This is a genomic window from Vreelandella zhuhanensis (assembly GCF_009793355.1).
GTDB lineage: Bacteria > Pseudomonadota > Gammaproteobacteria > Pseudomonadales > Halomonadaceae > Vreelandella > Vreelandella zhuhanensis.
In genome coordinates this window covers 115,494-127,561 of the sequence record NZ_WTKP01000009.1, presented here as the reverse complement: position 1 = coordinate 127,561, position 12,068 = coordinate 115,494, and the positions used below count along the sequence as shown (strand labels likewise).

General features: G+C 57.5%; 11 protein-coding genes and 3 pseudogenes. 8 read left to right on the top strand and 6 right to left on the bottom strand.

Annotated elements, in window-relative coordinates; translation table 11 throughout:
* Positions 1 to 77: 77 nt before the first annotated feature.
* From GPM19_RS13245 to GPM19_RS13235, 3 genes and pseudogenes are all read right to left on the bottom strand, one after another.
* Positions 78 to 488 (bottom strand): annotated as a pseudogene (locus GPM19_RS13245) (class I SAM-dependent DNA methyltransferase); the annotation flags it as partial.
* An 89-nt stretch (positions 489 to 577) separates the two neighbouring features.
* Positions 578 to 712 (bottom strand): annotated as a pseudogene (locus GPM19_RS13240) (glutaminase); the annotation flags it as partial.
* Positions 713 to 716: 4 nt separating this feature from the next.
* Positions 717 to 998, bottom strand: coding sequence for a DUF503 domain-containing protein (locus tag GPM19_RS13235; protein ID WP_160419482.1), 282 nt, complete (start codon positions 996 to 998; stop codon positions 717 to 719).
* A 182-nt stretch (positions 999 to 1,180) separates the two neighbouring features.
* Here GPM19_RS13235 and GPM19_RS13230 point away from each other — a divergent pair, with 182 nt between their 5' ends.
* Complete coding sequence (locus tag GPM19_RS13230; protein ID WP_160419481.1) at positions 1,181 to 1,747, top strand: hypothetical protein; 567 nt, start codon at positions 1,181 to 1,183, stop codon at positions 1,745 to 1,747.
* Between the two features lie 298 nt (positions 1,748 to 2,045).
* Complete coding sequence (locus tag GPM19_RS13225) at positions 2,046 to 3,464, top strand: xanthine/uracil/vitamin C permease (protein WP_160419480.1); 1,419 nt, start codon at positions 2,046 to 2,048, stop codon at positions 3,462 to 3,464.
* Positions 3,465 to 3,552: 88 nt separating this feature from the next.
* Here the strand turns inward: GPM19_RS13225 and GPM19_RS13220 are convergent, their stop codons facing one another.
* Together GPM19_RS13220 and GPM19_RS13215 are read right to left on the bottom strand one after the other, a co-directional pair.
* Positions 3,553 to 4,902 (bottom strand): nicotinate phosphoribosyltransferase, encoded by a 1,350-nt coding sequence (locus GPM19_RS13220; RefSeq protein WP_160419479.1) that lies wholly within the window; start codon positions 4,900 to 4,902, stop codon positions 3,553 to 3,555.
* The gene (locus tag GPM19_RS13215) at positions 4,899 to 5,465 is read right to left on the bottom strand and encodes an isochorismatase family protein (protein WP_160419478.1); all 567 of its coding nucleotides are present in this window, start codon (positions 5,463 to 5,465) and stop codon (positions 4,899 to 4,901) included. Before GPM19_RS13215 ends, GPM19_RS13220 begins: the two co-directional genes overlap by 4 nt.
* A 235-nt stretch (positions 5,466 to 5,700) precedes the next feature.
* Here GPM19_RS13215 and GPM19_RS13210 point away from each other — a divergent pair.
* The 4 genes and pseudogenes from GPM19_RS13210 to pgl all read left to right on the top strand — a co-directional run.
* Positions 5,701 to 5,949 (top strand): annotated as a pseudogene (locus GPM19_RS13210) (GTP cyclohydrolase II); the annotation flags it as partial.
* 150 nt (positions 5,950 to 6,099) lie between these two features.
* The gene (locus GPM19_RS13205) at positions 6,100 to 7,212 is read left to right on the top strand and encodes a c-type cytochrome (protein WP_160419477.1); all 1,113 of its coding nucleotides are present in this window, start codon (positions 6,100 to 6,102) and stop codon (positions 7,210 to 7,212) included.
* 4 nt (positions 7,213 to 7,216) lie between these two features.
* Complete coding sequence (locus tag GPM19_RS13200; protein WP_160419476.1) at positions 7,217 to 8,827, top strand: hypothetical protein; 1,611 nt, start codon at positions 7,217 to 7,219, stop codon at positions 8,825 to 8,827.
* A 296-nt stretch (positions 8,828 to 9,123) separates the two neighbouring features.
* Positions 9,124 to 9,801 (top strand): 6-phosphogluconolactonase, encoded by a 678-nt coding sequence (pgl, locus tag GPM19_RS13195; RefSeq protein WP_160419475.1) that lies wholly within the window; start codon positions 9,124 to 9,126, stop codon positions 9,799 to 9,801.
* Between the two features lie 41 nt (positions 9,802 to 9,842).
* On the opposite strand, the gene GPM19_RS13190 is transcribed toward pgl, so the two are convergent.
* Entirely contained in the window at positions 9,843 to 10,592 is a 750-nt protein-coding gene (locus GPM19_RS13190; protein WP_160419474.1) for a glycerophosphodiester phosphodiesterase family protein, read from the bottom strand.
* A gap of 179 nt (positions 10,593 to 10,771) precedes the next feature.
* Between GPM19_RS13190 and GPM19_RS15615 the strand changes: the two genes are divergently transcribed.
* Both GPM19_RS15615 and GPM19_RS13185 read left to right on the top strand, forming a co-directional pair.
* The gene (locus GPM19_RS15615) at positions 10,772 to 11,200 is read left to right on the top strand and encodes an RNA-guided endonuclease InsQ/TnpB family protein (RefSeq protein WP_319928129.1); all 429 of its coding nucleotides are present in this window, start codon (positions 10,772 to 10,774) and stop codon (positions 11,198 to 11,200) included.
* On the top strand, positions 11,094 to 11,948 hold the full coding sequence (locus GPM19_RS13185; protein WP_319928128.1) for an RNA-guided endonuclease InsQ/TnpB family protein: 855 nt from the start codon (positions 11,094 to 11,096) through the stop codon (positions 11,946 to 11,948). The genes GPM19_RS15615 and GPM19_RS13185 overlap by 107 nt, the downstream gene beginning before the upstream one ends.
* The last annotated feature ends 120 nt before the right edge of the window (positions 11,949 to 12,068 follow it).

The following is a 12,068-nucleotide window of genomic DNA, read 5'->3' as shown; positions in this document are numbered from 1 at the left end:
TTTCTGATTCATGACACACCTCTATTGGCAGGAGATTTTACCTGCGCCTGTGTGTCCGGGAAACTATAGCCACTTCAGAAAACACCGCCGCGCTCTAGTGCACGATGCACACTGGAAATACACGCTGTTAGCTTTTCAATCCCATCGCTGTAGTGGATGGAGTACAAAAAGCAGGTGATTAAATCGAGTGGTTCGCTAACCTCGAAGTGACTCATGTCTTGCAGCGAGAAGTGCGCTTCTGGGCAGCGCGTGGCGGCGATATCCAGCATCGGTTGATTGATGTCCAGCCCGCTACTCGTGTAGCCAATATCAATAAAATGGCGCACGTGGGGGCCGGTGCCACAGGCTAAATCCAGGTGGGTGGTGCCGTCGTTGCCGAAGAGCTGATGCAGCCGACGAATGGCGTTACTTTGGGCTTGGTAGTCGATGTCTACGCACATCAAATCGTAGTAGCCCGAAAGATCGGTATAGAGTGCATTGACGGACATAGTAGCCTAATGGTGATAACTGAAATAAATTGGGTGGTGCATAATAAACGAACGGGTAGAGTTTGAGGAAAATTCTTAAACGCTTGCCATTAATGCCCAAATACCGACCACCCGGTACGCTGCACAAACATTTCAAGTGCTTGGGTGCCTAGCAGGCTGTTGCCGTAGGCGTCCAACCCAGGTGACCAAACGGCGATGGAACCGTGGCTTGGAGAGATGGCCAGGTCGCTAGAGTATTTCCCGGGTCACATCGAGCATTCGCCCCTCGACCGTGCGCTGGACCTTGTCTTCGATCTCGCTACACAGGGATTCGACCTTTTGCGGTGACGTGGCAGCCACCACGAAGGTCCATTCGCTGGCGTCGAGTTTGTCATGGTCGCCACTTTCGCAAACGGCGATGGAGGGGTTGCGCCCGAAACGTTCGTGCAGCCCGCCGACACGTTGACGTTTTTCCTTGAGTGAGCCGCATCCCGGCAGGGAAATTTTCATGGTGAGAATGCTGATGTGCATGGGTGTTGCTCCTTTCGATGATGAGTTGCGTTTCTCGATTAGCCAAGGCTAATGGTCTTTTGGCAGCCAGGGGTTTCCCCCCGCCGAAACCCGCTCAGTGGATATGCTAGGCTTTGCCTTTTGGCAGGACATGCCGTTATGCCATTGCCGTATTGTTAAGCCCGTTACTGAAGGATAGTGAAATGAAAGTGGTACATGTCAAAGCCGTGAAACTACGTGAGGCTTGCTTGGCACGTTTGTGTGCTGAAGTCTATGGTCGGCAAGCGGGGTTGACGCCATTGGTCATCTTCGCGGGCACAAGGCGCGTACTGTTTGCCCAGGAAGCCGCCCGCTTGCTGGCGCTGGTGGATAACCAGGGTGCTCCCCAGGCATTGGCGTTGCTGGTGCTGGATGAAGCGGGAGAGGGCATGACGGTGCAGCTTTCCTGCTCGCTGAACAATGACATTGAGGCGCGGCGGCAGCTGATCAAGGAGCTCTCGCTCAAGGCACCATTGCGTGTCGAGGTGCAAGACCCGGCCGATGAGGCTTTCTATCAATCCTGTGGCTTGACGCGCTGGTTTGATGGCCCGGATAACCAACGAATTGGCCTCGGCGCGCGTCATCCCGCAAGCGATATTAGTGAATTGAGCGATACCTTGAGTATCGATGAGCAGGCCATCCTGCGGAGTTTCAAACACGACGCTAAGAGTTTCGAGGAAGATAAACAGCGGTTTGTCGAGGGGTTAGCAGCGTTCCCTGAGACACTTTAGATGCTTATTCCCACCTTCTGCGACCAAAGAATGGCGTTAACGTAAAGCGTAGCAATGACCGGGCGGGTTTGGATAAAAGCCTGCTTTATATGGCTATATTCTTGTAAAAGACGGCATTTAGTCGCTTTTTTCTATATTTTGCTTTTTGCCTGCCAATTGCCTGAAGCCCTCTCCGGGGGGCATTTGCCTAAAGGTCGAATGTCGTCTTTTTAGCTGACCGCGTAAAACAGCACTCACTCAACAAGAACAAAACAATGGAGGTACACCGATAAACAAACAGAATGTGTGAGGTAACGACGTGCTGCAAAAACGCAAATACGGGGAAGAGCATCCCTATTGGCCACTCGGCCCATTCAAGCTCCGCCTGCCTTTTATCCATTTCCGCTGGGAAGTTCCTGAAACCATACAGGCACTGGTGATGTTCGTCATCGGTCTGGGTATGATTCCGCTGCTGGAACAATATCTGGGTCTGCCTTATGAGGTGGCGCTGGCCTATGTCGTGGTTTGTGGAGTGGGCTTCATGCTGCCGCCTTTGCTGGGCGTGCCTTTTATTGCGGGATGGATCACCCCGGCTATCCCGGTGGTACTGTTGTTTGTCGGCCAGTTCGAACCCGGCCCAGAAGCGATTCGTGCCATGGTGGCGCTGCAATTGATGGTCACCGCTATCTTCCTGATCATGGCGGTCACTCGGTTGGGCTCCAAGCTGGTCAATAATGTGCCTGATTCGATCAAGGCCGGGATATTACTGGGGGCAGGTATCGCCGCCATCAGTGGCGAAATCAGCGTGGGTGGACGCCTGCATGCCACGCCGATTTCACTGGGCATTGGCGGGCTGGTGACGTTGTACGTACTGTTTTCGTTGTCGTTTCGCGACATGACCGAGAAGTATCGCTGGGCGCGCAATATTGCCTCTTATGGGATGGTGCCGGGAATGTTGGTGACCATGGCGATTGGCTGGGGCGTGGCGGAATACCCCTTGCCCACCGTCGAGTGGGGCTTCGAGGCACCGGATTTTGCGGGTATCTGGGCCTATCTACCGTTCAGTATCGGCTTCCCCGGCGTCAGCCTGCTAGTGGCGGCGATTCCCACCGCCATCATTGCTTACATCATTGCTTTTGGCGACATTATTGTCGGCCAGACACTGTTGAAACGTGTTGATCATTTACGCCCGGATGAAAAAATTGAAGTGAATATCGACCGGGTCCACCTGATCACCGGGCTGCGCAACCTCATGCACTCTTTGTTGGCGCCGTATCCAGGCCTGGCCGGGCCGTTGTTCACCGGCGCCATGGCGACGGTTGCCGAACGTTATCGCTATGGTCGCAAGGCAATGGATACCATCTATTCGGGTGCGTCGGTCTTCTGGATCGTGGGCTTTCTGGCGCTGTTCATGCTGCCGTTGGTGACGTTGTTCCGCCCAGTACTGCCTATCGCGCTTTCCATCACCTTGTTGATTACCGGTTATCTATGCATTGCGGTAGCGGTCGAGCAGATCAAGAACGCCACCGCCATGGGCGTGGCGGGCATCATGGGCGTGGTGCTGGCCACTCATGGCGCAGCCTGGGGGCTGGGTGTCGGGCTGGCGCTGTATTTCTTGATCGAGCATCGTACCCGAGCCAACCAGGCGGGAGCGGCCCTGGATGAAGAGCCGATCCATGTCGAGGATGACATGGTGGTTGAAGAGAACTCTGAAGGAAATGCGCAAGAGGTGCGTTGATCTCAACCACAATCAGGTCTGATATTGCCCCCGCTCGAATATCCAGCGGGGGCAATTTTTTAGTTAGCGTTTCAATATCCAGGCTTGCTCAAGAAAGCGCCTCGACAAGGCGGTTAAGCTCATCGCTGAGTTCCACCGGATAATCGGTTGCGCCTTCCTCAAGTTCTTTCATCGCATCGGGCATGTCCTTCAATGCAGCCTGGACCCGTTCTCGAGCGCTATCCGCCAAGGCCATGGCCTCATCGTCGAGTCGGCCATTCTTGACCAGCTGTACCAGCAGGGCTTCGCCATCGGCCCGCTTTTCATCTCGGCAGGCAATGATATCCCCGGCATAGCGGCCCCGGGCGTCGCGTCGCCGGTAGACCTGCTTACGCCCCGGCAGGTTGATCTTGCCGCTGGAGTGCTTGACCCGAGGACGTTCGGCGTATTCCACCAACTTGTAGGAAAGGTCGATCACCGGCGCATCCGCCGCTACCCCCATTTGCGTGCCGACACCGAAGGCATCGATGGGCGCACGGTCCTTGAGTAGTGCCTGAATCTTGTATTCGTCGAGCCCGCTGCTGGCGATGATCTTTATCGACTGATAACCGGCTTCATCCAGCATGGCCCTTGAACGATGCGCCAGATCGCCCAGGTCACCGGAATCAAGACGCACGCCGCTGACCTTGAGGTCGGGTTCTTCATCCATCAGCTCGATGACCATCTGCACACCTTTCAAGGTGTCGTGGGTATCCACCAGCAGGACGGTTTCAGGGTATTGCCTAGCGAAGGTGCGAAAGGCTTCGCGCTCATCGTCGTGAGCGAGAATGTAGCTATGTGCCATGGTGCCGTTCAGTGCCAGGCCATGGCGCAGCCCACCCAGTACATTGCTGGTGGCGGCGATGCCGGCGGTGCGGTAGGCACGGACCCCGCGCATGGCCGCATCCACGCCGTGCATGCGGCGCATGCCGAAATCCACCACCGGGCGATCGTCGGCGGCCATGGCGATGCGCACCGCTTTGGACGCCAGCACGGTTTCCGGTTGCACTAGGTTCATGATCAGGCTTTCCAGCAATTGGGCCTCCGCAATGGGCGCGTCCACTTCCAGAAAGGGTTCGTTATCAAATACCGGTGTGCCTTCCGGCAGGGTCCAGATATCGCCACTGAAACGAAATGCTCCCAGCCATTCGAGAAAGCCATCATCGAATTTTCCGGTACCGGCGAGACGATCCAGGTTTGCCTGGCTGCAATGCAATTGACTGACCAACGCTGCGGCATGTTGTTGGCCGCAGGCCAGCATGAAGCGCCGCGAGGGCGGAAGCTTGCGAAAGAACAGGCTGAATGTGGCCCATTCCTGCATGGATTCCTTCCAGTAGGCCTGGACCATGGTCAGCTGATAAAGGTCTGTCAGTAACAGGAGGTCATTGTCTTCGACCTGGACGGGAACCGGTTCGCTCATGCTTTTACCTCAATGCCGATATTCTGAAGCTCGCGTGTACAGTTTTTCCGGGCCTCTGGAGCCACCGGTTCGGTGAGTTCCGCCAGCAGAAGCACCTCGAAGCCTTCTTTATGCGCATCCTTGGCGGTGGCCTGCACACAGACATCCATAGCCAAGCCACACACAATCACGCGTTTGATGCCTTTCTCGCGCAGATAATTGCCCAGCCCGGTGCCGTCGAATCCGGAATAGGCATCGGCATCGAAGGCGGTGGCCTTGCTGACGCGAATAACGTCGGAAGGGACTGCGAGGCCGGGATGAAAGGCCGCGCCGGGCGTATCCTGAACGCAGTGGGGCGGCCATTCTCCGCCACGATGTTCGAAGCTTGCATGATCGACCGGATGCCAGTCGCGGGTAGCGAATACCATGGCGCCGGCCTTACGTGCCTTCATGATTTCCGTGTTAATCCCGGGTACCAAGGCAGCGCCTCCTTCCACTGCCAAGGCACCGCCTTCGCAGAAGTCGTTTTGCATGTCTACTACCAGCAAGGCGTCTTGAGGTGCATAGTCGACTTGCGTCGGCATGAAAGACCTCCATAGTGTTTTTAGAAACAGATAGTATTTTTAAAAGCAGGTACTCCTTAGCGTATGACCTGAACAGGGTTTTGTGTAGGTGAGATAACGATTTCGGGCCTGAATTCAAGTAATAAGTGCAGTACCTCGGCTGAAAGGTGCACAAGAGGCGATCGATCTGGTGTTATCTAAAAGAGCGTAATCCCTCTTCCTGAGTCGCGTAGCGCGAAGGGAGTGGATACAAGCGCGGCGTCCGATATGCACGCCCATGCTCGAGCACCTGGGCATTCGCGCCCTCAAGCTGATGACCAACAACCCGCGCAAGGTGGACGCTCTGACTCGGAATGGCGTCACCATCAGCGAGCGCCTGCCGCTGACCACCGGCCTCAATCCCCACAATGAGCTCTACCTCAGCACCAAGGCCGGCAAGCTCGGACACATGATGGTGCTCGGCGACTTCACTCCGGCCGGAAAGGATGGAGAGCACAAGCCCTGAAATCTGGCTGAAATCGAGCCAAGTTGATTAATTGTCGGGCATTTCCTTGAAATGATTCCGTGCCCTGTCCACGCTAATGTTTCCTGAGTCATATCTTCGGCGCGGGTTATCCGGTTCGGGGCCAGCGTCAATAGCAGGAGAAGCGACGACATGAAACATCGGGTCTGGTTATGGGCGGCGCTCTGGTCAGGGCTGCTCTTGAGCGTGCCAACGGCACTCGCCGGGTCTTCTCCCGATGGCGAGGCCATCTATCAGAAGGCCTGTGCGGCATGTCATGGGCCCCGCGGCACTGGTAATCCCCGGCACGACGTGGGTTTCGAGGCACCGCTGCCCGATTTCAGTAATTGCGACTTCGCCAGCCGGGAACCCAATGCCGACTGGATTGCAGTAGCCCATGAAGGCGGCCCGGTGCGAGCGTTTTCACCCATGATGCCGGCGTTCGGCGAGGCCTTGAGCGTTGCCGAGTTGCGGGCGGCCATGAACCATATCCGTAGCTTCTGTACCGACAAGTCCTGGCCCCGGGGCGAGTTCAACCTGCCACGTGCCCAGGTTACCACCAAGGCCTTCCCGGAAGACGAGGTGGTATGGGAGATGCGCATTCCCGACGGCGAGCCTGATGCATTCCTCAACGAGCTGATCTATGAAAAGCGATTTGGCGCGCGCAATCAGCTCGAGATCGCCGTACCCGTCGACTGGCGAGAGACCAGTGATCCGGCAGCCGATAATCAGTGGCGATCCGGCGTGGGGGACGTAAAGCTTGGCCTCAAGCGCGTGCTCTACGATGACCTGGAGCTTGGTGCCATCGTCAGCGGTATCGCCGAGGTGTCACTGCCCACCGGCGACGAGGCTGATGGTTTCGGCGCCGGTACCACCATTTCTGAAATCTCCCTGGCCTATGGGCAGATCCTGCCGGCGGACAGCTTCTTTCAGGGCCAGCTGGGGATGGAAGTGCCGGCTAATGGCGACAAGGCAAACGAGGAGGCTTACTTGCGCATGGCGGCGGGTCGCAGTTTTTTCCTTGAACGCTGGGGGCGGCCCTGGACACCCATGCTCGAACTGGTTGCCACCCGGGAGAATGCGCCTGCGGCAGAAACTGCGTGGGATGCCATTCCGCAACTGCAGATCATGCTTAGCCAGCGCCAGCACGTGCGACTGAATATTGGTTGGCGCACAGCACTGACCAACGACACGGTTCGTGACGACCAGTTCATGGTGTATCTGCTCTGGGACTGGTTCGATGGCCCACTCACCGAGGGATGGTAATCCTATGTACCGCTTCATGTTGCTTGTGGCGGGGCTGGGTCTTGCCTCGCTGAGTTATGCGCAAATGCCGGATGATCCGCAGCATCGGCTGTTCGAGACCAGTGACAAGTGCCTGGCCTGTCATAACGGGTTGACTACCTCCAGTGGTGAGGATGTCTCCATTGGCCATGACTGGCGGGGGTCGATGATGGCCAATGCTTCCCGCGATCCCTACTGGCAGGCGGCCGTGCGCCGGGAAGTCATGGACCACCCCAAGGCTCAGGCCCAGATCGAGGACGAATGCGCTGCTTGCCATATGCCCATGTCTCGCTATCAAGCGAAGGCCAACGGTGAACTGGGGCGTATCTTCACCCATCTGCCGTTCCCGCCTGAGGCTTCGCACCAGACCCTGCTGGCGGAGGATGGCGTGTCCTGCAGTGCCTGCCACCAGATCACCGATCGCAACCTGGGCGAGCCGGAAAGCTTTACCGGTGGCTTCCATGTGGACACCGAAACTCTGCCCAGCAAGCGGCAGATATTGGGGCCGTTCGAGGTTGAATCGGGCCTTCAGGAGATCATGCGTTCGACCTCCGGTTTCACACCGCAGCAGGGAAAGCACCTGCAACGCTCGGAGCTGTGTGCCACCTGCCATACGCTCTATACCCATACCTTGGGTGAAGGCGGCCAGGTCGTGGGAGAGCTTCCAGAGCAAGTGCCATACCTGGAATGGCGCCACAGCGACTTTCCCGGAAAGCAAAGCTGCCAGAGTTGCCATATGCCGGTAGTGCAGGAAGAAACACCCATGACTTCGGTTCTCGGAGAGCCGCGCCAGGGCCTGAGCCGTCACACCTTTCGCGGCGGCAACTTCTTCATGCTGCGCATGCTCAACCGCTACGGCAACGAGCTTGGGGTAAAGGCGCCGCCTGAGGCCCTGAATGCTTCGGTGGAGCGAACACTGGATTACCTGCGCAACGGCACGGCACGGCTCGAGCTACAGGCTCGACAAGACAGCGAGGGAAAGCTGGAGGCTACAGTGGCGGTAACCAACCTGGCCGGCCACAAGCTGCCGACGGCCTACCCGTCGCGCCGAGCCTGGATCCATCTGCAGGTGCGTGATGCCAGCGGTGAGCTGGTATTCGAATCCGGCCGCTTCACCGATGATGGCGCGATCGTTGGCAACGACAACGATCTCGATGCTACACGCTATGAGCCCCACTACCAGCTCATAGAGCATCCCGAGCAGGTGCAGGTCTATGAAGCCATCATGGCCACCCCGAACCAGGAAGTGACCACCGGCCTGCTTTCGGCGGTCTCCTTCATCAAGGACAATCGGCTGCTGCCGCGTGGCTTCAATAAAGCCACGGCGGGTGCCGATATCGCCGTACAGGGTCGTGCGTCAGAAGATGATGACTTCGCTGGTGGCCAGGACCGGGTTCGGTACCGAGTAGCAGTGAGCCCGAATGACGGCCCCTTCCAGGTAGAAGCACAGCTGTGGTACCAGCCTATAGCCTACCGTTGGGCCCAGAACCTGGCCGCTTATGATGCGCAAGAGACCAACCGATTCGTGCGCATGTATCAAAGCATGGCCGCGGACTCTGCAGTCGTATTGGAGCAGGCAGTCACAGGCACGCGATAATTTCCTGCAAGAAAAAGTCGATGCCCGGGCAACTAGAAGTCATGACGCAGCATCACCGATGCCGAGGTACTGCCCGGACTGCGGCACCCAAGGCATCGACCGTGACGTCAATGCCGCCCGCAGCATCCTACAAGCCGGTACCGCGCTGTTAGCCGGTGCTGAGAGTTGAAGCAATTCCGAGGGGCACTCGGAAATATACGCCTGTGGAGTTTGTGTAAGACCGGCAATGCCAAGGCATTGAGGCGACGGACAGCGAAGCAGGAACCTGGGAGGTAACTGGTACGAGGATTTTTGAGATGAACCACCACCAGAACCATGTCAGACAACAGCTTGCCGATCAGCTGGCGGAAGCCATCGCCGAAGCGCTGAAGACCGATCTGGCGGAACAGGAACGCGTACTGTTGGTGATCTCCGGCGGCTCGACACCGGTGATGTTTTTTCAGACGCTGTCGACAAAGAGTCTGCCTTGGGAGCGAGTGGACATCACCCTGGCGGATGAGCGCTGGGTGGATGAGCAGAGCAGTGAGAGTAACGCTCGTCTGGTCCGCGAGCACCTTGTGCAAGATAAAGCCTCGTCGGCGCGTTTCGTGCCCTTGACCAGCACGGCCGCTACTCCCGAACAGGGCGTAGCCGACGTGAGTGACCAGATAACATTTCTTGCCTGGCCCGCCAGTGCCGTGGTGTTAGGCATGGGTAGCGATGGCCATACGGCGTCGCTGTTTCCCGATAGCCGCGAACTGGATCTGGCACTTTCCAGCGGTGAGCCGCTGGTGGCGGTTCGTACTCCCAGCCAGCCGCAGCCACGCATCACCCTGAGCGCTGATCGCCTGCATCAGGCGCGGCGTCATTTTCTGCATATCACGGGGGAAGACAAGCGCACTGTGCTAGCGAGGGCCTTGGCGGGGGATGATGCTCGCAAGTTGCCGATTCGTGCCTTTTTTTCTTGTCCACTGGCCATTTACTGGGCGCCCTGACTTTCTGAAGGACGTTGCACTGACCAGAAACACCTCAAAGCTTAGGTGATGGGAATCTTGAACCGGGTAGGGTCGTCGCTGATGACGCTGGTGACTCCCCAGCCCCAGCGCGGCGCGAAAGCACTGGGATCGTTAACGGTGTAGCAGATTAGTGGATATCCCGCCTGGGCGATTGCCTGAGCCTGGGGGCGTTTGAGGCGCGGCCAATGCACGTGGACGCTAAACGCATCCATCGCTTGGCACTGGTAGTGCCAATCGCCAGGCACGCTGCCGAACAGCGCACCCAGGGCCAGCTGGGAAGCGTCGGCATATTGGCGGGCATGCGCCAGGGCGACCTGGTTGAACGATGAGACGATCAGACGCTGGGGTGAAAGTACCTGCATGAGTCGAGGGAGAACGCTTTTGACCAGAGCGATAGGATCCCGGCCCTTGTTGACCTTCAATTCCAGGTTGATCCCCATATCGAGTTTCACCACTAGCGCCAGCATGGCTTCCAGGCTGGCCATGCGTTCCCCGCTGAAATGATCTCCGAACCAGCTGCCGGTATCCAACGTGCACGCTTGGGACCAATCGTAACGGCGCAAGCTTCCACGCCCATCGGAGCAGCGTGACACGTCCAGGTCGTGCCAGATCACCGGGGTACCATCCCCGAGCAGCTGAATATCCAGTTCCACCCAGTCGATACCGGCCTGGTGAGCGGCGCGTACCGCCGATAAGCTGTTTTCCGGCGCCTGGCTGGAAAGGCCGCGATGACCGATCAAGCGCGGTAGCGAAATAGTCGGATGCTTCATGGAATATCTTCGTGTCCCCAGTAAACAATGCCCAGCGTAAAAATGCTCAGAAGATTAGCAAAAAACCGCTTAAACTTCCGCCCACTCGGGCGGGGATATAAGCGGGCACTGCTCGGGGTTGACGTTGGTCAAGAACCCACTACCATGTATAAACGTACAGTTTAAAAGCCGCCATACCCATGTTGAAAGCCACCAGGATACGCATCTACCCCACATCCGAACAGGCGGCGTTTCTTAACCGTCAGTTTGGCGCGGTGCGTTTCTGCTACAACACTGGCCTTCGCATCATGTCTCACCGCTACAAGCGCCACGGCCAGTCGCTGAGTGCCAAGCACGACATCAAGCGGCTGCTGCCCGTCGCCAAGAAGTCTCGCAAGTATGGATGGATGAAAGAGGCGGACTCCATCGCCCTCCAACAGGCGTGCATTAACCTCGACAAGGCGTTTCAGCGCTTCTTTGATCCTCAGCAGAAGGCCGGCCACCCCCGCTTCAAGGGCAAGCGTGGAAAACAGTCGAGCTACCACTGCGTTTGGGATAAAATCCGGGGAGAACTGGGTCAAGGTACCCAAGCTCGGGCCGATCAAGGCAAAGATTCACCGCCCGGTTGACGGCAAGCTCAAGAGCATCACCTTGACTCGTACCGTCACTGGCAAACACTACGCCTCCCTGCTGTATGAAACTGAACAGGCAGTGCCCGAGCCTCTAAAGGACATCGACGCAACGAACGTTGTCGGCCTCGATATGGGGCTGACACACCTGGCCATTGACTCAAGCGGGCGTAAAGTCGCCAACCCGCGCTTTATCAAACAGGCGCAGAAGAATCTCAAGCGCAAACAGCAGGCGCTGTCGCGCAAGAAAAAAGGCAGCGCCAAGCGAGCCAAGGCCCGCATGCTCGTTGCCAAGGCGCATGAACGCGTCGCCAATGCGCGCAATGACTTCCAGCACAAACTGTCCCGACAGATCGTTGACGATAACCAAGCGGTGGTCGTCGAGACACTGAAAATCAAGAACATGATGAGGAATGCCAAGCTCGCCAAGCATATCGGTGACGCCTCCTGGTACGCCTTGATCACCAAGCTGGACTACAAGGCCAAGGAGCAAGGCAAGCATCTGGTCAAGATCGATACATGGTTTGCCAGTTCCAAGATATGTCATGCCTGCCAGCACAAGATGGAAAAGATGCCGTTCGACGTCCGGTCATGGGATTGCCCCGCCTGCCATACGCACCACGACCGGGACATCAACGCGGCGCTTAACATCAAGAATCAAGGCATTTTGAAGTTGAAGGCGGAAGGACTGTCCGTCTCTGCCCATCGAGGCTTGCGTAAATCCGGCATATCGCCGGTTGCTGCCTAAGAAGTGGGAAGCTCCGTCCCAAGGGCGGAGAGCAGTCACCCTATCATGGGAGTCGGCCGAGACGCTGGCTGAGTTACCGCCTTGATTTCTCGCGCCTCACGCGGTTGGATAGCCGCACGA